Below are 23,517 nucleotides of genomic sequence, written 5' to 3'. Positions count from 1 at the left end.
TCAGCCCTTGCTGTGCTCCGGCGAGGACGGGCCCTTGGTCACGCCGCGCGGGCCGTACACCGCCCATATCACCGCGCCCAGCAACGGCAGCAAGACGACCACGGCGGTCCACCCTGCCTTGCTCCCCGAAGAGTTTTCGCTACGCCACACGCTGTTGAGGACCCACAGGTCGAGCAACAACAGGATGATCATCAAGCCAATCCAGAAATACGTCAGTTCCATGGTGCACCTCCCGGTTATGCAGCATTAGGTTGGCGGGGCGGTGGCAGGGTTCAGAATTTTTGCGCTGACAGGTGCCGAATCTAAATAAACGATAGTTCCGACGGAACTGAATCGTTGAATTGATCAATATTTCAGAAGCAACCAAATTGATACCGTCCCGTTGCAGGCGGGTCACAGCCCTATCGGAACCTGTTGAAGAAGGACTTACACCATGCAACATCACGACGCTTACACCCAACTGATGGCCTGCCGCCAATTGGCAATGGATCAAAACCAGAAGCTGTTCAATGAAGCCAACGCCATCAGCCGCAACGCGTTCGACCTGTTGGAGCGCCCCGATTTCGATAGCCAGATGTTCGATGAGTACCTGCGCTTGCGCGGCAAAGCCGAAGCGCTGTTTCGTGAAGCCATTGAACACCTGAGCGTGCTCAACACCCACTTCCCCTCGCCCGCATCCAGCGCGGCGAATGAAGACGCAACGGTTGCCCGGCGTGAAAAGGAGGTGGCGTGATGAACAACTCACAACGCGCCTGGGAACTGGCCATGGTGTTGGTCGCCAATGGCAAGATCCCGTTCGACCCTGCCAACCCGAGCGGCTCGGTGAAGATCCTGTCGCGGCATCTGGAAGCGCTGGAAACTGCATTGCATGAAGAGGCGATGGCGAACACACCGGTTGAGCGCCTGCGCAAACTCGGCAGTCGCCGGCCTGCGCTGGTCGGTGCCGATTGAGGTTAACCCTGTGGGAGGGGGTGGCCATGGGTATCTACACAACGTTGGCATGGCCCCGAACCTCTAACTGACGCTGCGCGACCTGAATGTGGGAGGGGGCTTGCCCCCGATGGCCATAGGTATCTACACAACTTTGTAGCAGCCTACGGTAACCACGATGCGAAGCGAGTCGCTCTTGATCTTGCTTTTGATCTAGGCGCCCCGTTAAACCACGCTGGCCGTAATCCGATAGTGATTTGGGGGGTAAACCGGCAGGGATGCCGGTTTAGCCGCCCCGCGCCATGGATGGCGCGTGGCGGCGGCCCCCCAAATCACTGTCGGATTACGGGCACACCGAGCCTAAGCGAGGTGCCGAGTGGTGGGGCAAGAGCGTTTTGCTTACTTTTGCGCTTTTCAAAAGTGAGACGCCGTAAGGGCGGAACCCATAGCAGCCGTTACCGCAGCAACGGATATGTACTCGCCTTGATCCAATATCCTGGTCGGCTGTCAGGCCGCCATCGGGAGCAAGCCCCCTCCCACATTTTGGTCGCGGGGCATCAGTTAGAGAGGCTTCGGCTCCTGGGCCGCCGCAGGTTCAGGGCCGCGCCAAAATTGTGTAGATACCCATGCCCCGATGGCGGAGTATCATTCAGCTCAGGCTCAACTGATACACCGCTATCGGGAGCAAGCCCCCTTCCACTGTCGGATCGCGATCGGGCCGTTAATTCGCGTCGGGCTCCTCAGCGCAGCGCAAATCCATTACGCCCTGCAGACTTCGCGTTATAAAGCGCCTGGTCCGCCGCTTCGATCAAGCCGAGCGCAGGCTCCAGCTCAGCACCTGCACCCGCCGCCACCCCGATACTCACACTCACACACCCGAATGGGCTGCCCGGATGAGCGATATCGGCGTGCAGCAGTCGATCCAGGATCAATTGCGCCACCACTGCCGCGCCTTCGCTGTCGGTCGCGGGCATGATGATCGCTATTTCTTCGCCGCCGTAACGCGCCACCAGGTCCGAAGGGCGCCGCACGCATGTCTCCAACAGTGCGCTGACCCTCTGCAGGCAGGCATCGCCCGCAACGTGACCGAGGGCATCGTTGTACCGCTTGAAATAGTCTATATCGATCATCAGCATGGCCAGCGTCGTGCCGTCGCGTTGCGCCCGGCGCGCTTCCAGGGCCAGGGTCTCATCGAAACAGCGTCGGTTGGCCAAGCCGGTCAGCGCGTCCTTCATCGCCAGTAACTCAAGCTGCCGATTAGAGTCGAGCAGCTGTTGCTGGGCGATACGCAGCGCCTCTTCGGCCTCGGTTCGCCGGCGGATATCAAGGATCAGAAACCAACCGATCAAACCGGTCAGCCCCAGCAGCCCCGCCACCACCACAGCCGACAACGCGGCTTCAATGCGCCAGGCCGCGAGCGCTTCGTGCTTGCCCAGGGCGACGGTGGTAATCAGCGGCAGGCTTTCGCTTTTGCGAAAGGCATACAGCCGCTCTACCCCATCCAGACTGGAGGTGTAAGCAGCGGTGCCAACGGAGCGGTCGACCAGATACTGGGAATAGATCGGCGAGGTGGAAAAGTTGCGGCCCATGTCCTGCTCGCGGAAGGGATAGCGCACCAGCAAGGTGCCGTCGGTGTACGACAAACCGATCGCACCGTCCTGGCCGACGTCGAGCTTGCCGAACACGCGCAGAAAGTTCTCCACGCCCAAGGTCACGGCCACCACCCCGGCAAAGTTGCCGGCCGCGTCATCGAAGCGGCGGCTGATGGTAACCACCCACTCCTGGTTGGTATGGCTCTGAATCGGCGGACCGATGAAAGGCTCACGGCTCGGATCGTCGCGGTGATGGATGAAATAGGCGCGCGCGCTGCTGTTGGCGCCCGCCGGAATCGCGCGGTTGGACGACATCAACCAGCCACCCTGCCGGTCATAGATGGTGATGCCGCTGAGTTGCGGCATCACCGGCTGCTGACGACGTATCAACGCGCTGATGCGCTGGATCTGCGCCGGGCCACTGCCTTCGGTTTCCAGGCGCTCGACCAGGCCCAGCAACAGCAGCGCGCTTTGGCGCACGATCCCTTCGGTATAGGTCGTGAGCGCCTGGGTGAGGTTCAAGCCATGCACGTTCACTTCCGCCAGCGCACGCTCACGGGAAGACAGGACTTTCCAGATCGTCAACGAAGTCAGGGAACAGCTGATCACCAACAGCAAAAGCATCACGAGGCGGGTATCACGCTTCACGTCAGCACCTTAAAGGAAGTCCGGTCCCATTCCAGCCATCAATCGAACGTCGGTACTCACAGCGGCCACCGGTTCCGGGGCGCAAGCATACAAGCAGTCTGGCGGGGCTGCAGCAATAGCGTGTGAAAAGGCCAGCATTGGCCGCAGACGGCGCCAAGCAAGGAGTAACGCCGACAAAGATCAGCCACGCTTATTCCGCCTTCAGAAACACACACTTGAAACTAAGCCGAATGGTCAGCAACGCCATTATTTCAATATCAACCTCCCTCTGAAAAGTTATACGAAGCGGCTTGCCAAGCGACGATTTGTATAAGTTTCTGGCTACTCACTACCGTTCATCGGCGTTTCTAAAAAAATTCAAAACCACTGCCCGCCTGCTCTTATCGGAGTAGATGTCCGTTGCATAAATGGGCAACTAGCGAAACGACAATTTAACTTGGAGTATTGTTATGACCACGAGTAATAAAAATCCTGGCAACTTCGCTAACGACCGCGAAAAAGCTTCGGAAGCCGGAAAAAAAGGCGGCCAGTCGTCAGGGGGCAACTTTGCCAACGACCGCGAGAAAGCCTCGGAAGCCGGTCGTAAAGGCGGCCAGAATAGCCATGGTGGTGGACGCAAGTCATAACGAAGGGCATCAATCATGCGAGCGTCAATTGATTATCAGCGTGGCGAGCTCCATCGCCAGCCGGTGATGGAAGTGCGAACTGAGGCAAAGACCGTTGCGCGTTCAAGCACAACTCCCTGTTACGAACGCCGGCAAGTTTCCGAACTAGCCGAAGCAACTATCGGCGCGACGCAAACACCACCGTTGTGCGAGAGAAACTTATAGCCAGCGCACTCGCAGACTGAGTGCAAGTTCCCTGCAAGATCGAAATGAACGTTGTATAACCGACATAACGACGAGGTAACTGAACATGAGTACTCAAGACAAAAAAGGCCAAATGAGTGTCAACGAAGCCGGTAAAAAAGGTGGCGAAGCCACGTCTGCTTCTCATGATAAAGAGTTCTATCAAGAGATCGGCAGCAAGGGCGGCCAGAACAGTGGCGGGAACTTCAAGAACGATCCTGAACGCGCCGCTGAAGCCGGTAGCAAAGGCGGTCAGAACAGCGGCGGCAACTTCAAGAATGATCCCGAGCGCGCCGCTGAAGCCGGTAGCAAAGGCGGCCAGAACAGTGGCGGGAATTTCGCCAACGACCGGGAGAAAGCCTCGGAAGCCGGACGTAAAGGCGGCGAAAACAGCCATGGTGGCGGCCGCAATAGTTAATGTGCTTGACGCAGGGGAGCAGTGCTCCCCTGCTTTCATTGATGAGGGACACCATGCCTTTACACATTATTAATTTTACCGGCCCTGTCACCGCCTCGACCTGCAGCCAACTGATCGAAAAAGCCTCGTTGGCCGTGCAGCAAGATGCTTCGGGCCTGGTATTGAACATCGCGACCATGGGCGGCGAATGCAGCTATGGTTTTACGATGTACAACTTCCTGATGTCGCTGCCGATCCCGGTGCATACCCATAACCTGGGCACGGTGGAATCGATGGGCAATATCATTTTTCTCGCCGGTGAACGCCGCACCGCCTGCACCCACAGCAAATTCCTGTTCCACCCGTTTCATTGGCACGTGCAAGGCGCGGTCGACCATTCGCGCATGTCCGAATACGCGATGAGCCTCGATTACGACTTGCAACTGTATGCACGCATCGTGGCCGAACGCACCGCCGCTGCCAGCGAACCGTTGGAAACGGAAAAGTACCTGATCGCCGCACCGCGCATTCTCGACCCTCACCAGGCGCTGGCCGCCGGCTTGATCCACGGCATCGAACTGCCGGTCATCAAGGCGGAGTTCGTGAGCAGCTTCATCCACTCCTAGCCTTTCGCCCGGACACGATGCGCTGTCGACTCAGGATACTGGCATTAAAATATCAACTAATCGCTTGTTTGAAATTTTCCCGTTTAGCGGTTGAAAACATCCGCCCGATGATGAATGGTGGCACTCCATTCAGGGAGGAATCGATGTGCCCCATCTACAAGCGAACCGCCGTTGTGTTCAATGCAAGACAACCTATGAACCGACCACGGACGAACCTGAGTACCTGGTGGCGACAGCCTCTGAAATGCTCTGCCCGACGTGCAGGCAACTGTACGCGGCCGAACTTATGAAAGATGCACTTCAACGCAGTGTGCAAAAGTTATATGCCCTGCAAACTCGCCGAGGAAACCAGTAAGTTCTGAACAAAGGGCGACTGGATGCCCCATTAAACTCGCTTTTATTCAGGCGGAGGTGGGACGTAGGGCTGTGCAATAAACGGAACACTGCCGGACGGACGCCACCTTACATGTTCAATGCCGTAACGCTCGGCGAGTGGCTTGCTCATTCGTTTGATCTTTTCATTGCGCGACCTTGGAATAATGCCGATCCCTGCATCGCAACATGCCCAATGCCATGCCTCCGTATTGTTCATGACCTCCGCTCTTATAATGAAAGACTTCGGCTCATGGTGGTAGTCGTACTCAATGATATATAAAGAATTTTTCATAGCCGCTCCTTCTGATCTTTTTGTTGTTTGATCAGAACGAAGGTTCAGAATTTTTCTTGGCTAACTGACCAGCCTGCACAGTTTTCTTGTTTGTATAAGCCAACGACCATTCGTCGGCAGTTACGAAAAAAAATAAAACCGCGTCGGCTTTTTTGGATTCTCAATAGTGAGTCTGTTCACTCCAGGCTCTTGGTAAAAACTCCTGTCTTGCCCGTACTTAGTGCGGGCTTTTTTTCAGGGCAGTTTATATGACTAAGCAGTGTAGTCGGACGGGCCAAGGCTATCGGCCAGTTGCGTGCGATCATCCTTATATACGCAAGGGCTACTATCTGGGCCTGGAACCGGATGTATATGTGTGCATGCGCTGTGGCGAACAGCGTGAGCCTGAGCGCTGGGACGACTTCGCGCGTCGCCGCATGCCGCCTCGCGGGCTTCTGAACCCTCCCTAGGCGCTGACACCTTTCATCCCCCTACGCAAAATGTTGTGGAACCTCAAACGGCGGCGGATTTTCTACCGCACACACACCCGTTGGAGGACTGCAACATGACTGAGCATCCACTGATAGCGCACCATACCTCTGAAGACACCCATCGACGCGGCACGCTGACCAAGGCCGAACGCAGACTTTCGCTGACGGCCGGCGCTGCCCTGCTGCTGAACGGCTGGCGCACCGGCGGATTGGGCGGCGCATTGCAGACCGCGGCAGGCGCCTACGCCTTGGTTCGCGGTACCGCCGGCCATTGCACGCTGAAGCAGGCACTGACGCCAACCCCCTTCGAACAGCAGTTCAGTCGCGAGCATCACTGGCCGATCAGCGAGGCGATCACGCGCAGTATCACAATAGGTCGCCCGCTCGAAGAGGTGTCTGCTTTCCTCGCCCGGCCCGAGCAGATTGGCCCGCTGCTGCGCTGGGTCGACAGCATCGAGCAACTGGCGCCGGATACCACACGCTGGACGCTCCGCGCTCCCGTCGGCAAACGCGTGCAGTGCACGCTGATCCAGACCCAAACCCAGGAGCCGGCCGTGTTGCATTGGAAAACCCCAGGCGATGCGCGCTGGGCGCACGACATTACCGTCTCACTGACCCCCGCTCCCGCCGGCCGTGGCACGCAAGTCAAAGCGGTGGTGGTCTGCAAGCCGGCCATGGGCAAATTGGGCTATGGCCTCGCTCGTGCAATCAGCCTGTTCAGTGACAAAGCCTTGCTCAATGCATTGCAGGCGGTGAAACAGCAACTGGAAACCGGCGAGGTCAGCAACAACCGCCTCAGACCGGAACAGGACGACGACTTTTTTTACGTACACGCCGCCGACGACCAGGTGACCACCGATCACCCGGCAGTCAAAACCGGCGTCGCCATTGAAGGGGGAAATCACTGATGCGCGCACTCACTTGGCAAGCACCGAATACACTGCAAGTCGACAACGTTCCCGACCCGACGATCCTCAACCCGCGTGACGCGATCATTCGCGTCACGCTGTCTTCCGTGTGCGGTTCCGACCTGCATTTGCTTGGCGGCTACGTACCGGCGATGAAGCCTGGAGATATCATCGGCCACGAATTCATGGGGGAAGTCGTCGAGGTGGGCAAAGGCATCACGGACCTGCGCCAGGGTGACAAAGTGGTCACCATTTCGATCATCGGCTGCGGCAATTGCGAACCCTGCCAACGCAGCGATTTCTCCTGTTGCGATAACTCCAACCCCAACCCTTCGGCGACGGACCTCCTGTACGGCCAGCCGTGCTGTGGCATCCTCGGCTACAGCCATGCCTTCGGTGGCTACCCCGGCAGCCACGCCACCTACGTGCGGGTGCCGTTCGCCGACGTCAACCTGTTCAAGGTGCCCGACGGGGTCAGCGACGAGCAGGCGCTGTTCGTGTCGGATGCAGCGCCGACCGGTTACTTCGCGGCGGACAATGCCGGCATCCAGCCCGGCGACACCGTGGCGGTGTGGGGCTGCGGCGGCGTAGGCCAGATGGCTATTTGCAGCGCCTATCTGTTGGGCGCAGAACGGGTGATCGCGATCGACCGATATCCGGACCGGCTGCGCCTGGCACAAGAGCGCGGCAAGGCGATCCCGCTCAACTACGAGCACACCAATGTGCATGACGCCTTACTGGAACTGACCGGTGGCCGTGGGCCGGACCGCTGCATCGACTGCGTGGGCATGGAGGCGCACGGTACCGAGATCGACTATGCCTATGACAAGGCCAAGCAATTGCTCAGGCTGCACACCGAACGCGGCAGTGTGCTCAGGCAGGCCATACGTGCTTGCCGTAAAGGCGGCACGGTGTCGGTAGTCGGGGTGTATGGGGGGCTGCTCGACAAGTTTCCCATGGGAGCAATCGTCAACAAGGCCCTGACGTTGAAAGCCGGGCAGCAGCCGGGGCAGCGTTATGCGACGACCTTGTTTGAGCATATTCAGAAAGGCGAGTTGGATCCTGCTTATCTGTTGACCCATCCGATGAGTCTGGAAGATGGCGCGCAGGGGTACGCGATGTTCAAGGAGAAGTCGGATGCGTGTATGCGGGTAGTGTTCAGGCCCTGATGGGAGGTGGGGTTGACTGAGTCCATATCCGTTACCGCAGCAACGGATATGGACCCGTTCTGATCCAGCATCCTTGGAACGCGGCGCGTCAGTTAGAGAGGCTTTGGCTCCTGAACAGCAGGTGCCACCAACCGATTGCACCCATACAACACCACCCCCAGCACCATCAACGCCCCACCCCGCAACCAGGTATCCAGACTCTGCTGACTAAGCAGGATCAGACACGACACAATCGCCAACACCGGCACCCAACTCGGCACACGAAAATGCCGCTCTTCGACCCGGTCACGGCGCAGCACCAAGACCGCCAGGTTGGTACTGAGAAACACAAACAGCAGCAACAACACCACCGTCTCAGCCAACGCCGCCAGCGTGCCGGTCAAGGTCAACGCAATCGCCACGGCAGTGCTGGCGATGATCGCCACCCAAGGCGTACGGCGCTTGGGCAGCACCCGCGACAACGGCTCCGGCAGCAGGCCCATGCGCGCCATGCCGTAGGTCAGGCGACTGGCCATGACCATTGTCAGCAAAGCGCCATTAGCCACCGCTACCAAGGCAATGAAGGCAAACAGCTGCGGTGGAATGTTCAAGCCCGAGGCCCGCACAACTTCGAGTAACGGCGCCGAAGTGGCCGTCAACTTATCCATCGGCAACACCACCGATGCAGCAACACCGACCGCCATATACACGATGCCAGCGGTGATCAACGCAGCGAACAACGCACGCGGGTAAATCTTGCGCACCCCACGGATTTCTTCCGCCAGGTTGGCCGACGTCTCAAAGCCGACAAACGAATAGAACGCCAACAACGCAGCGCCCAGCACCGCCAGCATGGGATTGACGCCAGGCTTGAATTCAAACGCGCGCCCAAGGTTGGCTTCACCGGACTGGAAGCACCACGCCGCAGCGACTACCACCAACAACAGCCCGGACAGTTCCACGCACGTCATGACCATATTGGCCCCCAGCGACTCCTTGATCCCGCGGGCGTTCAACAGCGCAATCACCACCAGGAAGACCAGCGCCGCCACATGGGGGGAGACATCGATGAACGCGGCCAGGTAGTCCCCGGCAAACGCCAGCGACAACCCGGCCGCGCTGGTCACGGCCGCCGCGAGCATGCAAAAGCCCACCAGGAACGAGACCAGCGGTGACTTGAACGCCTTCTCGGCGAACACCGAAGCGGCGCCGGCGTGCGGGTACTTGGTCACCAACTCGGCGTAGGAGCCGGCCGTGAGCATGGCGAAGAATAGCGCCACCAGTAACGGCACCCAGATCGCCCCGCCCACCTGGCCGGCGATGGTGCCGGCCAGCGCATACACGCCTGCGCCGAGCACATCGCCCAGGATGAACAGGAACAACATCGGGCCGGTGACGGCGCGGCGCAAGGACGGCTTGGAAGGTTCGGCGTGGCTGAGCGTGGATTCGGTCATGGGGCGGCTCTGGCGGCAGTTTACGATCAGCGATCAGCCGGCGTGGGCCGGCTGATGCAGGGCTATCTACAATGGAAAATGCCCGCGTCACCAAAGTTCCTTTATTCGTGAGAATCCAGCGCAGGCGCCTCGTCAGTCGTCGTCGTGCCCGTGTGCGTCAGCGCAGGGCAATCGACCGGATTCGCCCCCGGCAATCCTTTCGGCCTGGTCGATACCGCGCTTGAGCGCGTCCTGCACTGTCCACTCCGCGCCCGGTAACTGCTTGGTGCGCTCAGCGACACATTGGCCCGTAGCGGTGTAAACGCACAGCAGCACTTCGATATCGGCATCCTCCCGCTCGCGGGCCCTGACTTCGATATGGCAGCCGTTTTCCACTTCCTGGGTAAAGCACTCTTCGTCCAGTGCTTTTGCGGCCCAGGCGTTATAGGTATTGCCGCGAATGAACATAGCTGTTCTCCAAGACCGTTAGGGGTTGGTCTTTCAACTAAGACCTGAACTCTTTAGCAGGGATTCCGTGTTTTTTCCAAGGCGAACTTTATAGAAGCCTCATTAGCGTTTCGCTTGTTAAACCGTTCGTCAGGCGACGTAACATTTTGTTAAACCAACCCCTGAGGGCCCCATTCAAATTGTTCGACAGCGCAATCACGGATGTTTTCACAACAGGAGCAAGGCATGAAACGAACGATGAGTTATTGCCTGGCCTATCTCGCCAGCACTTTCTTATTAACCGGCTGCAACCTCGTGGTGTTCAATCCCAAGGGGCAGGTTGCAACCGATGAACGCGACCTGATTATCCTCGCCACAGGCCTGATGTTATTGGTGGTGGTGCCGGTGATCGTGCTGATGTTCGTATTCGCCTACCGCTACCGTGCCACCAATAAAAAGGCGCGTTACTCGCCACGCTGGGCCAGCTCCCACAAGATCGAAGCGGTGGTGTGGGGCGTGCCGCTGCTGATCATCATCGCCTTGGGCTGGGTGACCTGGAAAACCACCCACGCCCTCGACCCCTATCGCCCGCTCGACTCGGACACGCCGCCAATCAATGTGCAAGTGGTGGCCACCGACTGGAAGTGGCTGTTCATCTACCCCGACCTGGGTATCGCCAGCGTCAACGAACTGGCCCTGCCGGTGCACACGCCGGTGAGTTTCACCATCACCTCCGACGCGGCCATGACCTCCTTCTTCATCCCGGCGTTGGGCGGGCAGATCTACGCCATGGCCGGCATGCAGACCAAGCTGCACCTGATCGCCAACGAGACCGGCGAATTCAAGGGCATCGCCGCCAACTACAACGGCCCCGGTTTTTCCGACATGCATTTCTCTACCCTGTCGCTGAGCCCCGCCGACTTCCAAAGCTGGGTGAGCAAGGTCAAGGGCGCGGCAACGCCGCTGGACCAGACGAGCTATGCGCAATTGGCCAAGCCAACCATCAAGCACCCGGTGACCTACTACTCGGCGGTTCAGGAGCGGCTGTTCCTGGACATCGTCGATAAATACGAAGGCATGAACAAGGCCAATAAACCCAAGCGCGCGCCCGTGAGCGGCGTTGAAACGCGCGCCGATCAACACCCGAGTCTGCTGGCTGAGGAGCGGTAACAATGTTCGGAAAACTGTCGTGGGACGCGATTCCAACCACTGAACCCATCGTGATGTACACCTTGGCCATTATCGGCCTGATCGGTGTGGCGATGGTGGGCACCATCACCTGGAAGCGCAATTGGGGCTATTTGTGGCGCGAGTGGTTCACCTCGGTGGACCACAAAAAGATCGGCTGCATGTACATCATCGTTGCACTGGTGATGCTGCTGCGCGGTTTTTCCGACGCGATCATGATGCGCACCCAGCAAGCCATGGCCGCCAGTGGCGGGCCGGGTTATCTGCCGCCGGAACACTACGACCAGATCTTCACCGCCCACGGCGTGATCATGATTTTTTTCGTGGCCATGCCCTTCGTGGTCGGCTTGATGAACGTTGTAGTGCCGTTGCAGATCGGCGCACGCGATGTGGCCTACCCGTTTCTCAACGCGCTGAGCTTCTGGCTGTTCGTGGCCGGTGCCGCGTTGGTCAACGTCTCACTGGGGATCGGTGAGTTTGCGCGAACCGGTTGGGTCGCCTACCCGCCGTTATCGGGGTTAGCGTACAGCCCCGGTGTGGGGGTGGATTACTACATCTGGTCCTTGCAGATATCCGGCATAGGCACGCTACTGACGGGGGTGAATTTCTTCGTCACGATTTTGAAGATGCGTACCCAAGGCATGACCCTGTTCAAGATGCCGGTGTTCACCTGGAATGCGCTGTGCACTTCGGTGTTGATCCTGGCGTCGTTTCCGATCCTGACCGCCACCCTGCTGATGCTGAGCCTGGATCGTTACCTGGGCATGCACTTCTTTACCAACGAAGCCGGCGGCAACCCGATGATGTACGTCAACCTGATCTGGGCCTGGGGGCATCCGGAGGTGTACATCCTGATCCTGCCGGCGTTCGGGGTATTTTCGGAGGTTGCCGCCACGTTCAGCAGTAAACGGCTGTTCGGCTATGTGTCGCTGGTATGGGCAACGATCGCGATTACCGTGTTGTCGTTCATCGTGTGGCTGCACCATTTCTTCACCATGGGTGCGGGGGCCAACGTCAACGCGTTCTTCGGCATCATGACGATGATCATCGCCGTGCCGACCGGGGTGAAGATCTTCACCTGGCTGTTCACCATGTACCGTGGCCGAGTGCGCTTTGAAACCCCGATGCTGTGGACCATGGGCTTTATCGTGACCTTCAGCATCGGCGGGATGACCGGGGTACTGCTGGCAGTTCCCGGCGCCGACTTCCTGCTGCACAACAGCCTGTTCCTGATCGCGCACTTTCACAACGTGATCATCGGCGGCGCGGTCTTCGGCTACATGGCGGGCCTGACCTACTGGTTCCCCAAGGCCTTCGGCTTCCGCTTGAACGACAAGCTGGGACGCATCGCGTTCTGGTGCTGGTTGATCGGCTTCTACTTCGCCTTTATGCCGTCGTACGTGCTGGGCTTCATGGGCATGACCCGGCGCCTCAACCACTTCGACAACCCGGAATGGCGGCCCTGGTTGCTGCTGGAGTTGGTCGGGGTGGCGATCATCCTCTGCGGCGTGGCCGCTCAGGCACTGCAACTGTTCGTCAGCATCCGCAACCGCCACAGCCCCCAGTATCGCGACCTCACCGGCGATCCGTGGGACGGGCGCACGCTGGAGTGGGCCACCTCCTCTCCGCCGCCGCTGTACAACTTCGCCGAGCAACCCAAGGTCGACGACCTGGACGCCTATTGGGGCATGAAGGAGCGCGGCGTGAGCACCCTGAGCCATACCGACTATCGCAGCATCCATATGCCGCGCAATACCGCCTCGGGCCTGGTTATCAGTGCGTTCGCGCTGATCTGCAGCTTCGCCCTGGTGTGGCATATCTGGTGGTTGGCGGCGTTCGGTCTGGTGGCGTCGGTGGTTGCGTTCGTGGTGCGCAGTTACGACGAAGACACTGACTACTTCGTGCCCGCAGAAGAGGTGGCGCGCATCGAAACGGCCCGTCTCAAAGACCTGGCAGAGGCTTGACTCTTATGTCCAATATCGTGATCGAAAAAGACATCGCCCACACCCACGAACAAGGGCATGAAGACGCCGGTTCCCTGAGCCTGTTCGGGTTCTGGATCTACCTGATGACCGACTGCATCCTGTTCGCGACCTTGTTCGCCGGCTATGCGGTATTACGCGACAGTGTCGCGGGCGGCCCTTCCAGTGCGGACATTTTCGAGCTGCCCTATGTGCTGGCTGAAACCATGCTGCTGCTCTTGAGCAGCATCACTTACGGCTACGCGATGCTCGCGATGAACCGTGGCCAGCAGCCCCAGGTTCTGCGCTGGCTGGGGCTCACCTTCGTGCTGGGCGCCGGGTTTATCGCCATGGAAATCAACGAATTCCATCATTTGATTGAAGAGGGCTATGGGCCGGACCGCAGTGGCTTCCTGACCGCCTTCTTCACCCTCGTCGGCACCCACGGCGCGCACGTGTTGACGGGGTTGGTGTGGATGGCGGTGCTGATGGTGCAGGTGCACCAGCGTGGCCTGACCAGCACCAACGCCACCCGGCTCAGTTGCCTGAGCCTGTTCTGGCATTTCCTGGACGTGGTGTGGATCTGCGTCTTTACCGTGGTCTATCTGTTGGGGGTGGTGTGACATGTACAAGCAAAGTTCGGTTCACAGCAGCGCAGGTAGCAGCCATGGCAGCAGCCGCTCCTACCTGGTCGGCTTCCTGGTGTCGGTGCTGCTCACCCTGATCCCGTTCGCCATGGTGATGTTTCCGTCACTGCCACGCACCACCACCGCCTGGCTGGTGGTGGCGCTGGGCGCGATACAAATCGTGGTCCACTTGAAGTTCTTCCTGCATCTGGATACCGCCGAGGAGCAACGCTGGAACCTGATTGCGCTGATTTTCTCGGCGGTCATCATCCTTCTGCTGGTAGGACTTTCGCTATGGATCATGAACAGTATTCATCACAACATGCTGGCGCACTGAAACACTGGCTGGGGCTGTTCAATGTCGGGGTTCAACTGACCAAGCCGGGGATTATTTTCGGCAATCTCGCGTCGGTGCTGGGGGCTACTTCCTCGCGGGCAGCGGCCATCTGGCGAATCCTGCCCACTTGCTGGCCACCCTGCTCGGCACCGCACTGGTGATCGGCTGCGGCTGTGTCATCAACAACTGTGTCGACCGTGATATCGACCGGCGCATGGTGCGTACCTGCCACCGCGCGCTGGCACTGCGCGCTATCAGCGTGCCCGCCGCCGTCGGTTACGCCATCGCACTGGGCGTCATCGGCTTTGGTTTGCTATGGGCCGGCAGCAATCTGTTGGCTTGCATCCTCGCGCTGGTGGGACTGGTCATCTACGCGGGCGTGTATACCTACTGGCTGAAGCGGCGCTCCCACTGGGCAACCCTGATCGGCAGCCTTTCCGGGGCAATGCCGCCGGTGATCGGGTATTGCGCGGTAAGCGGTCGGTTCGACGCGACGGCGATGCTGCTGGTGGTGGTGTTCTGCTGTTGGCAGATGCCTCACTCCCATGCCATCACCGTGATGCGTCGCGAGGACTTTCGCGCCGCGCGCCTGCCGCTGCTTAGCCTGCCCAAGGCCTACCGACAGATACACGCGTACATCCTGGCATTCCTCGCCAGCACCATGGCGTTGGGCGCGGTTGCGCAGATGAACGCCGTGTATTTCGCGCTGATGCTCGGGTTCTGCGGTTATTGGATGGCGCTCGCTGCCAGCGCCACGCGCCTGACGGACCCGCCCCGCTGGGCGCGCAGCGTATTTGGATGTTCAATTCTGCTGGTGCTGGTACTCAACCTGTCGCTGGCAGTACTCCGCTAACCGTGTCGGCTGTCCCCGTAGATCCGGCATCCAGCACCGCGCGGATTTTTCGGGGCAGGTCCGTGGGTTGATAGGGCTTTTGAATCAGCTCGAATTCATGCACCTGTATTTCCGCACGCTCCAATGCGTCTTTTGCATAGCCGGTCGTGAGCAGGATCCTGACGTGGGGATACAAGCGCGATACTTCACGCGCGAGTACCGCCCCATTCATCGCGCCCGGCATGATCAAGTCACTGAACACCAGGTCATACGGGACGCTCTGGAGCATGCTCAATGCTTCGGCGGCGGTGTGCGCGATGCCGGTCCGGTAACCGTAGTCAGACAAGATCACTTGGGCCAACTCGGCCACGTCGGGCCGGTCCTCCACGATCAGGATGTTCTCGTGGCCCTGCAGTGAGGCGGTGGCGGATGTTTGCTCGACCCAGGGCTGGCTGTCATCGGCCGGAAAGTACAGGCGTATGGTGGTACCGACACCCGGATAGGAATGGATCCGCGCCGTGCCGCCCGATTGCTTGACGAAGCCATACACCATCGACAGTCCCAGGCCCGAGCCCTTGCCTTCTTCCTTGGTGGTGAAGAACGGCTGCATGACTTTATCTTTAATATCCTCGGCGATGCCGTTGCCGTTATCAGACACCGAGATGCTGACGTAACGGCCCTCAGCCAGGCCATCGCGTTCAGCACCGACCTCGCCCGGCACTTGGACGTTGCGGGTTTTAACCGTCACTGCTGGCTCGCTGCACCCTTCCAATGCATCCTGGGCATTCGACAGAAGGTGCCGCACCGCCAGCTCTGCCTGGGCAGGGTCAATGCAGCAGTTCCACAGATCGTCGGCGAGTTCCACCTGCAGTTCTACGTCATGCAGCACACCCTGGAAATCGGGGCGACTCAACAAGGTGTTCAGATTGATCACCCGGCTGTCGAGCCGCTGCTTGCGCGAGAACGCCAGCAAGTGCTGAGTCAGGGTTTGCGCTTTTTCAGCCGCCGCCCGGGCACGGCTGGCGCTGTTGACGATGCGCTGCGGGTCGCTGCCGGGGCGCTTGGCGCTCTGCTGAATCAGCTCCAGATACCCGACCATCACTTGCAGCAGGTTATTGAAGTCATGGGCGATGCCACCCGTCAGTTGCCCCAGCGCTTCGAGGTCCTGGACGCGGCGCACGCGCAGTTCCGCATCATGACGCCGGCTCACGTCCAGTTGGGAAGCAAAAAAATACACCAGCTGGCCGCGCTCGTTGAACAACGGCGAGATGAACATCTCATTCCAGAAGGTCGAGCCGTCCTTGCGGTAATTAAGCAGCTCAACACAGGCTTCATGGTGTTGCTCAAGCGCACGCTGCACTTGCCGCAGGGCACTCTTGTCGGTTTCCGGTCCTTGCAGCAACCTGCAATTGCGCCCGATCACCTCGTCATGCTCGAACCCGGTCAGAGACAGGAACGCCAGGTTGGCGAAGATGATCGGGTTGTCGGGCTGCCCAGGGTCAGTCACGATCATCGCGCTGTGGCTGGCTTGCATGGCGGCGAAGAACAGATCTTTACGGTCGGAAGAAAGCACCGCCAATGCGTCACCGCCGACTGAGGGCTTTTTCTTTGTGGTCACGGTTCACCTCCAGATGAGTGGTGCGTGTTCCATTGACCGTGAAAATGCAGCGCAGTGCCAGCGTGGACTCAATCACGCGCGGCGCCGGTGGGGCGCCGCGCGCAGCCTCAGCGCTTGGCCTCTGTGTCAGGGGCTGCAGAGCGTTCCAGGAACGCTTGCGTGAGCTCGGGCAAATGCTCGAGCAGCCACTCGGCCATGGCAATTTCCTGGGGCAGGATCTTTTCGCAGGCCGCTTGTGTCTCGGCGTCTCCGGCTACTTTCGCGGCCGCTATGAGCGCCGTGTAGCTGGCAATCTCCATATTTTCGAACACATAGCCGGCCATCGCGCCCTTGATCACCTCGTCACTCATCAGTGAGCCACCAACCGCCTGCCCGAACGCCATCAATTTGCCGCCCATGTCTTTCAAGGTCGACGCGCTGCCGCCCAGGCGCGCCAGGCATTCATCGATGAGCGCCTGCTGGCCGAGGGTTTCCTGAATATGCTCGTCGATCCGGGCTTTGAGCTTCGGGTAATGTTCCAGTCGCTCCGATTGTGCCTTGAGCATTTTCTCGGCCTGTTGCTCCATGGCATGGGCATCGCGTAGCCAGTCGAGCAGGTTTTCCTGTGGGGTCGCCATCTTGTTACTCCTCTTCAAGCCAATAAAAGAGCCGCACGCCCGAAAGCGTGCGGCTGCCGCGCATCAAAGTTCAGGCTTGGGCTGAAGGCCCGCGCCCAGGTCAGCGCCGGTGGTGGGGTCGCTGGTAGGGTCGGAGGCGGTGCGGATTTTCATCGCGCTCAGCAGCGCTTCGTCGTCGGCGTCCAGCTGCACGCTGGCCGTGCCATCACCGCCATCGACCGCAGGTTGCGGGCTCTCCACGAACTCCCATTCATCGCCCTGGTTCCAAGGACCACGCAGGTCTTCCGCGCCCTGGGACATGTTGTAGTACACCTGGGTGAATTCCGGCTTGCCTGGCAACTTGCCTTGGGGGAAATTCGGCTGAATCGAATGCAGCGCTTTTTCAAAGGAGATCTGGTGCGCGATTTCACGGGTCATCAGGAACCCGAGGGCATCCTTCACGCCTGGATCGTCGGTGACGTTCATCAGCCGTTCATAAACGATTTTGGCGCGTGCTTCGGCGGCGATATTGGAGCGCATATCCGCCGTGGGCTCACCGATAGTGTCGATGTAAGCCGCTGTCCAGGGCACTCCGGCCGAGTTGATCAGCGGCGCCCCCGCACCGTACAACAGGCTGGTGATGTGGGAGTCATTGCCGGCGCCGTTGAGTGAGCGATACAACTCGCCCTCCTCCTCCACGCCTTCGGCCATTCGGCCCTTGGCGCCCTTGTTGAGCATCACAATGATCGAGCCGACGATCTCCAGGTGGCTGAGTTCTTCGGTGGCGATGTCCATCAACAGGTCTTTGCGCCCTGGATCGTCCTCAGCCAAGGCCTGGGTGAAATAACGGGATGCGGCCGCCAACTCACCTTGAGCTCCGCCAAATTGCTCGAGCAAAAGGTTCGCCAGACCCGGGTTGGGCTCGGCCACACGTACGGTGTATTGAAGTCGCTTGTTATGTAGGAACATCAACAAATCTCCTCAGGCTTACTGAAAGTGGCGGCATCTTGGGAATGCGCGCCTACCTTTCATGGGAAGCGAGCGGCGCGTGAAAAATTTCAAAATTAATTTGCGTATCACGACGAGCGGTTAACCGTTGCACAACAAGCGAAACGGCGGCGCTGCTGCTCAGCTGGCATCATCCGCTTCTGGAACGGTGTCGATCCCGGGCGTGCCGTTAGGCGGCGTCACGGTGGCCTCGACAGCGGTCGCATGGCTGTCGGGGTGGTCCCAGTCAGTGGTTGCGTTTGGGTCTTCGTCACGTCCGGCGGTGCCGATCACGCAACCATCGTCATTCGGCTTATCGAGCGGTTCTACTGGTCGGTGCTGTGAGTTGGATGGGTCATGGTTCATGGCAAAAAATCTCCAGTTCACAAAGAGGGGGAACCTCGTTTGAGCCGGCCCATGGAGTTCAAGTGCAACGAAAAAGACGAATGGCGTGAACGCTGTTATTGCCGGCACGCAGCAACGGGAAAAACTTATACGAAGCGGCGTTAAGACGGCGAACTTGTACAACTTTCCCGGCTTATCTGCCGTTCGTCGCCTGTTATAAAAATCAGTAAAACATTTCTGCTGGCTTCGCTATCGGAATAGATGCCCGCTGCCATAACGGGCAACTAACGAAACGCTAACTTAGCGACTGGAGAACTGTCATGACCACAGGCAATAAAAACCCAGGCAACTTTGCCAACGATCGCGAAAAAGCATCCGAAGCAGGGAAAAAAGGCGGCCAATCGTCGGGCGGCAACTTCGCCAATGACCGTGACAAAGCGTCCGAGGCGGGCCGTAAAGGCGGGCAGAACAGCCATGGCGGCGGCCGGAAGTCGGGCTCTTGAGTGAGAGTGGAAGGGGCAGCCTCGCTGCCCCTTCAATTCACGCAATTGCCGTTCATTGCGCCGATCGTTTGAACTTCCCTGTCGGCGCGTACACAACGATCCGTATGTCAGGCCAGGCATCGTTAGTTCGCCTGCGCACACTAATTTAATTAACAACTGTCACTGACTACTTGTTGCGCTGGCGTGTTGCTGCGACTCAGGAAAGTGCGAATAAAACATAGGCAGGCTTTTATTTACCCCCCGTCACATCAAGGAACGTACCCGTAACGAATGATGCCTCTGCGCTGGCCAGCCATAGAATGGCCTGTGCTACTTCCTCCGGCTGACCGCCACGGCCCATGGGAATCGAATCCTTGACGCGATCGACCCGTCCCGGCTCGCCGCCGCTGGCGTGCATGTCGGTATAGATATGCCCTGGGCGAACACCGTTAACGCGTATGCCCTCCCGCGCGACCTCCTTGGCAAAGCCGATGGTAAACGTCTCCAGGGCGCCCTTTGACGCCGCATAGTCCACGTATTCGCCGGGGCTGCCGAGGCGCGCCGATGCCGAAGAAACATTGATCACCACGCCGCCCGGACCGTTGTGCCGGTAAGCCATGCGCTTCACCGCCTGCTGGGCACAGAGGATCGGCCCTATGGCATTGACCGCAAAGATGCGCTGCATGCGTTCGAAACCCAGGTCTTCCAGGCGTGACTGAGTCGCCAGTACCCCGGCGTTATTGACCAGCACATCGATTCGCCCGAACGTACGGTCGATGGCGCTGAACAACTCGGCGACCTGTGCCGGGTCGGCACTGTCGGCCTGCATGGCCAGGGCTCGGCGCCCGAATGCTTCGACTTGCGCCACTACCGCCAGGGCCGCAGGCTCATTGGCCACGTAGCTGATCGCGACATCGTAGCCTCTTGCAGCAGCCAGCCGGGCGGTGGCTGCGCCCACTCCGCGACTGCCACCGGTTATCAGAATAAGCGGTGCCTGTGAGACGTTAACCATTGAAATACCCTCCTGAGCCGTCAGCCCTGTCAACCGATAATGAGGATGCCGCTGGCGATCACTGCGCACGCCAGGACCCGCCGTGCCGTGAGCGTCTCGCCGAGGAACAGGTAGCCGATCAACGCCGCGAACAACACACTGGTTTCGCGCAATGCCGACACCGCGCCCAACGGCGCTTCGTTCATGGCATAGATGACAATCCCATAGGCGAGCAATGAGACCAGCCCGCCGACCACAGCGGTCAGTGTGCCGGGCCGCACGCGGAACAAGCTGCGGGCGTCGCGCAGGCCGATGTACACCACTGGCATCAGCACGCCCCACAACGCGCACATCCACACCGTGTAGCCGAGCGGCGCGCCGGAGAGCCTGGCGCCAATGCCGTCAACCACGCTATAGGCGGCGATGAAGCAGCCAGTGCCCAGCGCGTAGGGCAAGCTGGGCACCGACAGCCTGCGGCCTCGGAACGCCAGGGAAATAATCCCGCCGGATACCAGCGCAATACCGAGCAACTCGCCGGGGGTGATGCTTTCGCCGGCGAAGACGGCAGCTCCAAGCGTGATCAGCACCGGCGACGAGCCACGGGATATCGGATAGGTCTGCCCGAGGTCACCGACCCGGTAACTGCGCACCAGAAACAGGTTGTAGCCCACGTGCAGCAATGCCGACAGCAGCGCATAGCCCCAGCTTTCAATAGCGGGCGGCACCAGGAACGCAGCGGCGACGAGGCAGGTAATGGCGATGGCGATGCACATCACCGTCATTGACCAGAGTCGATCGGCACCGCCACGCAGCAGTGCGTTCCAACTGGCATGCAGCAGCGCGGCGAAAAGCACCAGGCAGATCAAATGAATAGGCATGCGCCATCCTAGCAATCCAACGCCCTGCCTTCAGCGAAGTCTCTTCATCGCAGCATGAGCAAATCCTCAGACCCGGCTCATTGCACTTTCAGCGCCTCACGGCTCAACCAACGGCGAAAGTTGACGATATGCGGCTGCGCTTCGATGCCCTTGGGGCACACGAAATAGTAGGCCAGCGGCGATGGGAACGGCACATCGAACAGCCGCACCAGGCGGCCATCGCTGATTTCGTTCTCCACATGCCGACTGCGCACCAACGCCACGCCGTGGCCGAGCAAGGCGGCCTCGACCGTCATGTTGGTGTCGCCAAACCTGACGCTTTCCTTGAGCGGCGAAAAGGCCAGCCCGACACTTTCAAACCAGACCTCCCATTTCGGCGCCAGCTCGGCGCCGTCGCGGATCAGCAGCGGAAACTGCAACAGTTCTTCCGGGTTGCGCGGTGTACCCATACGCCGAAGCAATTCGGGGCTGGCCACCGGAAACACCTGCTCGCCAAACAAGAACTCTGTATGCAGCCCCGGGTAATTGCCCTTGCCCAGCCGGATCGCAACATCGGCCTGGTTGCCGGAGAAGTGGATGATGTCGTCCGTGGTGTGCAGCGACACCAACAGCTCGGGGTGCTGGCGAGCCAGGTTCGGCAAGCGTGGCAGCAGCCATTTCAACGCGAAGGAGTAGGTGGTGCTGACACTCAGGCGCACCCTGCCTTTTTGCTCGCGCAGATCGCCGAGGGTGGCCTCCAGGCTCATGAAGAACTCCCGCACGATAGGCGCCAGCGTGGCCCCTGCCGCCGTAAGGCGTAATGCCTTGCCACGTTCGAACAACGGCAGCCCCCACAACGCCTCCAGATGCCTGAGCTGATGGCTGACAGCGCTCTGGGTGACATGCAGTTCCTGCGCGGCCGCCGTAAAGGTTGGGTGCCGGGTGGCAACTTCAAACGCTCGCAGTGTGGCGGTCGGCGGCAGGTCTCTCATGGGTGGGTGTCCGGCGAGTGGTTGGAAAACGCTGAGCATGAGCGTTGGCTCATGTGAGTGGCAAGTGCGGCGTTTATTACCCTCATCCATTTAAACCGAGGACCGTGAGGGCGCCTACACAGCGCCTAACTTCCATAAAAACCCTCAGGTGAAACGTATCAGCTCACCTAAAAGCTTTAATTATGCATAAATGCATTTTTCTCCTTGACCCGAAGGATAGAGTCTTCTAAAGTCAAATCACTGTATATGAATACAGTATTTATCTACCTTCATGGACGAGGTTTACCTTATGAAAAGCATCACCGCAAAATTTGGCAAAACGCCCCATCAACCCAGCCTGTGGACCCGCGCCGATGCGCTGAAAGTCCGCGCAGACGACCCCACCACCACCCAGCCACTGGTGAGTGCCGACTTCCCGGTACTGAGCGACAAGGTGTTTATCTGGGACACCATGCCGCTGCGTGATATCGACGGCAACATCACCTCCGTCGATGGTTGGTCGGTGATCTTCACCCTGACCGCAGACCGCCACCCTACCGATCCGCAATACCTCGATCAGAATGGCAACTACGACATCACCCGCGACTGGAACGATCGCCATGGTCGGGCAAAGATGTACTACTGGTTCTCCCGCACCGGCAAGGACTGGAAACTCGGCGGCCGGGTCATGGCTGAAGGGGTTTCGCCCACCGTTCGTGAATGGGCCGGCACGCCGATCCTGTTGAACGAACAAGGTGAAGTGGACCTGTACTACACCGCAGTCACGCCAGGCGCGACCATCGTCAAGGTGCGTGGCCGCGTGGTGACCACCGAGCATGGCGTCAGCCTGGTGGGCTTCGAGAAGGTCAAGCCGCTGTTCGAGGCCGACGGCAAGATGTACCAGACCGAAGCGCAGAACGCTTTCTGGGGGTTCCGCGATCCGTGGCCGTTCCGCGACCCGAAGGACGGCAAGCTGTACATGCTGTTCGAGGGCAACGTGGCTGGCGAGCGTGGCTCGCACACGGTGGGTAAAGCGGAAATCGGCGATGTGCCGCCGGGTTATGAAGACGTCGGCAATTCGCGCTTCCAGACGGCCTGCGTCGGTATCGCCGTGGCCCGTGATGAGGATGGAGACGACTGGGAAATGCTGCCGCCGCTGCTGACCGCAGTCGGCGTCAATGACCAGACCGAACGTCCGCACTTCGTGTTCCAGGACGGCAAGTACTACCTGTTCACCATCAGCCACACCTTCACCTATGCCGACGGGGTAACCGGGCCAGACGGGGTGTACGGTTTTGTCGCCGACTCGCTGTTCGGCCCTTACGTGCCCTTGAACGGTTCCGGCCTGGTCCTGGGCAACCCGTCTTCCCAGCCCTTCCAGACCTACTCCCACTGCGTGATGCCCAACGGCCTGGTGACTTCCTTTATCGACAGCGTACCTACCGGCGAAAGCGGGACAACGATGCGTATCGGCGGCACCGAGGCACCAACGGTGGGCATCAAGATCAAGGGGCAGCAGACATTCGTAGTCGCCGAGTATGACTACGGTTACATCCCACCGATGCTTGACGTCACGCTCAAGTAAAGCGCTACAGGGCTTTGAGGCAACGGG

The 23,517-nt window shown here is 59.5% G+C and carries 26 protein-coding genes; 14 read left to right on the top strand and 12 right to left on the bottom strand.

Annotated elements, in window-relative coordinates:
• Window positions 1-222: a PLDc N-terminal domain-containing protein gene (locus C4J93_RS11080; protein WP_124362349.1), complete on the bottom strand. Its 222-nt coding sequence runs from the start codon at window positions 220-222 to the stop codon at window positions 1-3.
• A gap of 211 nt (window positions 223-433) precedes the next feature.
• Here C4J93_RS11080 and C4J93_RS11075 point away from each other — a divergent pair, with 211 nt between their 5' ends.
• Together C4J93_RS11075 and C4J93_RS11070 are read left to right on the top strand one after the other, a co-directional pair.
• On the top strand, window positions 434-733 hold the full coding sequence (locus C4J93_RS11075) for a hypothetical protein (RefSeq protein WP_124370328.1): 300 nt from the start codon (window positions 434-436) through the stop codon (window positions 731-733).
• Window positions 733-951 carry a hypothetical protein gene (locus tag C4J93_RS11070; protein WP_124370327.1) on the top strand — a complete coding sequence of 73 codons (219 nt, stop codon included), beginning with the start codon at window positions 733-735 and terminating at the stop codon, window positions 949-951. Before C4J93_RS11075 ends, C4J93_RS11070 begins: the two co-directional genes overlap by 1 nt.
• Window positions 952-1,670: 719 nt before the next feature.
• On the opposite strand, the gene C4J93_RS11065 is transcribed toward C4J93_RS11070, so the two are convergent.
• Complete coding sequence (locus tag C4J93_RS11065; RefSeq protein WP_124429314.1) at window positions 1,671-3,170, bottom strand: sensor domain-containing diguanylate cyclase; 1,500 nt, start codon at window positions 3,168-3,170, stop codon at window positions 1,671-1,673.
• A gap of 449 nt (window positions 3,171-3,619) precedes the next feature.
• Here C4J93_RS11065 and C4J93_RS11060 point away from each other — a divergent pair, with 449 nt between their 5' ends.
• From C4J93_RS11060 to C4J93_RS11050, 3 genes are all read left to right on the top strand, one after another.
• Window positions 3,620-3,796 carry a general stress protein gene (locus tag C4J93_RS11060; RefSeq protein ID WP_076954923.1) on the top strand — a complete coding sequence of 59 codons (177 nt, stop codon included), beginning with the start codon at window positions 3,620-3,622 and terminating at the stop codon, window positions 3,794-3,796.
• A gap of 289 nt (window positions 3,797-4,085) precedes the next feature.
• On the top strand, window positions 4,086-4,436 hold the full coding sequence (locus tag C4J93_RS11055) for a general stress protein (protein WP_124362346.1): 351 nt from the start codon (window positions 4,086-4,088) through the stop codon (window positions 4,434-4,436).
• Window positions 4,437-4,489: 53 nt separating this feature from the next.
• Window positions 4,490-5,041, top strand: a complete 552-nt coding sequence (locus C4J93_RS11050; protein WP_124366605.1) for an ATP-dependent Clp protease proteolytic subunit — start codon at window positions 4,490-4,492, stop codon at window positions 5,039-5,041.
• A 397-nt stretch (window positions 5,042-5,438) separates the two neighbouring features.
• Here C4J93_RS11050 and C4J93_RS11040 read toward each other — a convergent pair whose 3' ends face one another.
• Window positions 5,439-5,708 (bottom strand): DUF6555 family protein, encoded by a 270-nt coding sequence (locus C4J93_RS11040; RefSeq protein WP_124362343.1) that lies wholly within the window; start codon window positions 5,706-5,708, stop codon window positions 5,439-5,441.
• A gap of 544 nt (window positions 5,709-6,252) precedes the next feature.
• On the opposite strand from C4J93_RS11040, the gene C4J93_RS11035 reads away from it, so the two are divergent.
• Together C4J93_RS11035 and C4J93_RS11030 are read left to right on the top strand one after the other, a co-directional pair.
• A complete protein-coding gene (locus C4J93_RS11035) occupies window positions 6,253-7,086 on the top strand; it encodes an SRPBCC family protein (RefSeq protein ID WP_124429312.1) in 834 nt (277 codons plus the stop codon).
• Entirely contained in the window at window positions 7,086-8,255 is a 1,170-nt protein-coding gene (locus C4J93_RS11030) for a zinc-dependent alcohol dehydrogenase (protein ID WP_124429311.1), read from the top strand. The genes C4J93_RS11035 and C4J93_RS11030 overlap by 1 nt, the downstream gene beginning before the upstream one ends.
• 92 nt (window positions 8,256-8,347) lie before the next feature.
• Here the strand turns inward: C4J93_RS11030 and C4J93_RS11025 are convergent, their stop codons facing one another.
• Window positions 8,348-9,688: an APC family permease gene (locus C4J93_RS11025; protein WP_256660169.1), complete on the bottom strand. Its 1,341-nt coding sequence runs from the start codon at window positions 9,686-9,688 to the stop codon at window positions 8,348-8,350.
• A 132-nt stretch (window positions 9,689-9,820) separates the two neighbouring features.
• A complete protein-coding gene (locus C4J93_RS11020) occupies window positions 9,821-10,135 on the bottom strand; it encodes a hypothetical protein (protein ID WP_124403811.1) in 315 nt (104 codons plus the stop codon).
• 225 nt (window positions 10,136-10,360) lie between these two features.
• Here C4J93_RS11020 and cyoA point away from each other — a divergent pair, with 225 nt between their 5' ends.
• The 5 genes from cyoA to C4J93_RS10995 all read left to right on the top strand — a co-directional run bounded on the left by cyoA (window position 10,361) and on the right by C4J93_RS10995 (window position 15,079).
• Window positions 10,361-11,284 carry a ubiquinol oxidase subunit II gene (cyoA, locus tag C4J93_RS11015; protein ID WP_124362339.1) on the top strand — a complete coding sequence of 308 codons (924 nt, stop codon included), beginning with the start codon at window positions 10,361-10,363 and terminating at the stop codon, window positions 11,282-11,284.
• Window positions 11,285-11,286: 2 nt separating this feature from the next.
• A complete protein-coding gene (gene cyoB / locus C4J93_RS11010) occupies window positions 11,287-13,266 on the top strand; it encodes a cytochrome o ubiquinol oxidase subunit I (protein ID WP_124429310.1) in 1,980 nt (659 codons plus the stop codon).
• 5 nt (window positions 13,267-13,271) lie between these two features.
• Entirely contained in the window at window positions 13,272-13,886 is a 615-nt protein-coding gene (locus C4J93_RS11005) for a cytochrome o ubiquinol oxidase subunit III (protein WP_124429309.1), read from the top strand.
• Window position 13,887: 1 nt separating this feature from the next.
• Window positions 13,888-14,226 carry a cytochrome o ubiquinol oxidase subunit IV gene (gene cyoD, locus C4J93_RS11000; protein ID WP_124366599.1) on the top strand — a complete coding sequence of 113 codons (339 nt, stop codon included), beginning with the start codon at window positions 13,888-13,890 and terminating at the stop codon, window positions 14,224-14,226.
• Between the two features lie 127 nt (window positions 14,227-14,353).
• Window positions 14,354-15,079: a protoheme IX farnesyltransferase gene (locus C4J93_RS10995; RefSeq protein WP_256660168.1), complete on the top strand. Its 726-nt coding sequence runs from the start codon at window positions 14,354-14,356 to the stop codon at window positions 15,077-15,079.
• On the opposite strand, the gene C4J93_RS10990 is transcribed toward C4J93_RS10995, so the two are convergent.
• From C4J93_RS10990 to C4J93_RS10975, 4 genes are all read right to left on the bottom strand, one after another.
• Window positions 15,051-16,676 (bottom strand): histidine kinase famiy protein, encoded by a 1,626-nt coding sequence (locus C4J93_RS10990; RefSeq protein WP_124429308.1) that lies wholly within the window; start codon window positions 16,674-16,676, stop codon window positions 15,051-15,053. The genes C4J93_RS10995 and C4J93_RS10990 overlap by 29 nt on opposite strands.
• A 107-nt stretch (window positions 16,677-16,783) precedes the next feature.
• The gene (locus C4J93_RS10985; protein ID WP_124362333.1) at window positions 16,784-17,293 is read right to left on the bottom strand and encodes a ferritin-like domain-containing protein; all 510 of its coding nucleotides are present in this window, start codon (window positions 17,291-17,293) and stop codon (window positions 16,784-16,786) included.
• A 63-nt stretch (window positions 17,294-17,356) separates the two neighbouring features.
• Window positions 17,357-18,241 (bottom strand): manganese catalase family protein, encoded by an 885-nt coding sequence (locus C4J93_RS10980; RefSeq protein ID WP_124366595.1) that lies wholly within the window; start codon window positions 18,239-18,241, stop codon window positions 17,357-17,359.
• A 159-nt stretch (window positions 18,242-18,400) separates the two neighbouring features.
• A complete protein-coding gene (locus C4J93_RS10975) occupies window positions 18,401-18,625 on the bottom strand; it encodes a hypothetical protein (protein WP_124362331.1) in 225 nt (74 codons plus the stop codon).
• A gap of 299 nt (window positions 18,626-18,924) precedes the next feature.
• Between C4J93_RS10975 and C4J93_RS10970 the strand changes: the two genes are divergently transcribed.
• The gene (locus C4J93_RS10970) at window positions 18,925-19,107 is read left to right on the top strand and encodes a general stress protein (protein WP_124366593.1); all 183 of its coding nucleotides are present in this window, start codon (window positions 18,925-18,927) and stop codon (window positions 19,105-19,107) included.
• 229 nt (window positions 19,108-19,336) lie between these two features.
• On the opposite strand, the gene C4J93_RS10965 is transcribed toward C4J93_RS10970, so the two are convergent.
• From C4J93_RS10965 to gcvA, 3 genes are all read right to left on the bottom strand, one after another.
• On the bottom strand, window positions 19,337-20,098 hold the full coding sequence (locus tag C4J93_RS10965; RefSeq protein ID WP_124429307.1) for an SDR family oxidoreductase: 762 nt from the start codon (window positions 20,096-20,098) through the stop codon (window positions 19,337-19,339).
• A 29-nt stretch (window positions 20,099-20,127) separates the two neighbouring features.
• Window positions 20,128-20,955 (bottom strand): DMT family transporter, encoded by an 828-nt coding sequence (locus C4J93_RS10960; RefSeq protein WP_124429306.1) that lies wholly within the window; start codon window positions 20,953-20,955, stop codon window positions 20,128-20,130.
• Between the two features lie 77 nt (window positions 20,956-21,032).
• Window positions 21,033-21,926: a transcriptional regulator GcvA gene (gcvA, locus tag C4J93_RS10955; RefSeq protein ID WP_124429305.1), complete on the bottom strand. Its 894-nt coding sequence runs from the start codon at window positions 21,924-21,926 to the stop codon at window positions 21,033-21,035.
• 289 nt (window positions 21,927-22,215) lie between these two features.
• Between gcvA and C4J93_RS10950 the strand changes: the two genes are divergently transcribed.
• A complete protein-coding gene (locus C4J93_RS10950; protein WP_124362326.1) occupies window positions 22,216-23,490 on the top strand; it encodes a glycoside hydrolase family 68 protein in 1,275 nt (424 codons plus the stop codon).
• The last annotated feature ends 27 nt before the right edge of the window (window positions 23,491-23,517 follow it).

It is taken from the genome of Pseudomonas sp. R2-37-08W, from assembly GCF_003851705.1.
Classification (GTDB): Bacteria; Pseudomonadota; Gammaproteobacteria; order Pseudomonadales; family Pseudomonadaceae; genus Aquipseudomonas.
This window is presented reverse-complemented; position numbering and strand designations above follow the sequence as displayed.

Coding starts and splice junctions, on each gene's coding strand:
- C4J93_RS11080 (WP_124362349.1), bottom strand. CDS start 222: ATGGAACTGACGTATTTCTGGATTGGCTTGATGATCATCCTGTTGTTG.
- C4J93_RS11075 (WP_124370328.1), top strand. CDS start 434: ATGCAACATCACGACGCTTACACCCAACTGATGGCCTGCCGCCAATTG.
- C4J93_RS11070 (WP_124370327.1), top strand. CDS start 733: ATGAACAACTCACAACGCGCCTGGGAACTGGCCATGGTGTTGGTCGCC.
- C4J93_RS11060 (WP_076954923.1), top strand. CDS start 3,620: ATGACCACGAGTAATAAAAATCCTGGCAACTTCGCTAACGACCGCGAA.
- C4J93_RS11055 (WP_124362346.1), top strand. CDS start 4,086: ATGAGTACTCAAGACAAAAAAGGCCAAATGAGTGTCAACGAAGCCGGT.
- C4J93_RS11050 (WP_124366605.1), top strand. CDS start 4,490: ATGCCTTTACACATTATTAATTTTACCGGCCCTGTCACCGCCTCGACC.
- C4J93_RS11040 (WP_124362343.1), bottom strand. CDS start 5,708: ATGAAAAATTCTTTATATATCATTGAGTACGACTACCACCATGAGCCG.
- C4J93_RS11035 (WP_124429312.1), top strand. CDS start 6,253: ATGACTGAGCATCCACTGATAGCGCACCATACCTCTGAAGACACCCAT.
- C4J93_RS11030 (WP_124429311.1), top strand. CDS start 7,086: ATGCGCGCACTCACTTGGCAAGCACCGAATACACTGCAAGTCGACAAC.
- C4J93_RS11025 (WP_256660169.1), bottom strand. CDS start 9,688: ATGACCGAATCCACGCTCAGCCACGCCGAACCTTCCAAGCCGTCCTTG.
- C4J93_RS11020 (WP_124403811.1), bottom strand. CDS start 10,135: ATGTTCATTCGCGGCAATACCTATAACGCCTGGGCCGCAAAAGCACTG.
- cyoA (WP_124362339.1), top strand. CDS start 10,361: ATGAAACGAACGATGAGTTATTGCCTGGCCTATCTCGCCAGCACTTTC.
- cyoB (WP_124429310.1), top strand. CDS start 11,287: ATGTTCGGAAAACTGTCGTGGGACGCGATTCCAACCACTGAACCCATC.
- C4J93_RS11005 (WP_124429309.1), top strand. CDS start 13,272: ATGTCCAATATCGTGATCGAAAAAGACATCGCCCACACCCACGAACAA.
- cyoD (WP_124366599.1), top strand. CDS start 13,888: ATGTACAAGCAAAGTTCGGTTCACAGCAGCGCAGGTAGCAGCCATGGC.
- C4J93_RS10985 (WP_124362333.1), bottom strand. CDS start 17,293: ATGGCGACCCCACAGGAAAACCTGCTCGACTGGCTACGCGATGCCCAT.
- C4J93_RS10980 (WP_124366595.1), bottom strand. CDS start 18,241: ATGTTCCTACATAACAAGCGACTTCAATACACCGTACGTGTGGCCGAG.
- C4J93_RS10975 (WP_124362331.1), bottom strand. CDS start 18,625: ATGAACCATGACCCATCCAACTCACAGCACCGACCAGTAGAACCGCTC.
- C4J93_RS10970 (WP_124366593.1), top strand. CDS start 18,925: ATGACCACAGGCAATAAAAACCCAGGCAACTTTGCCAACGATCGCGAA.
- C4J93_RS10965 (WP_124429307.1), bottom strand. CDS start 20,098: ATGGTTAACGTCTCACAGGCACCGCTTATTCTGATAACCGGTGGCAGT.
- C4J93_RS10960 (WP_124429306.1), bottom strand. CDS start 20,955: ATGCCTATTCATTTGATCTGCCTGGTGCTTTTCGCCGCGCTGCTGCAT.
- gcvA (WP_124429305.1), bottom strand. CDS start 21,926: ATGAGAGACCTGCCGCCGACCGCCACACTGCGAGCGTTTGAAGTTGCC.
- C4J93_RS10950 (WP_124362326.1), top strand. CDS start 22,216: ATGAAAAGCATCACCGCAAAATTTGGCAAAACGCCCCATCAACCCAGC.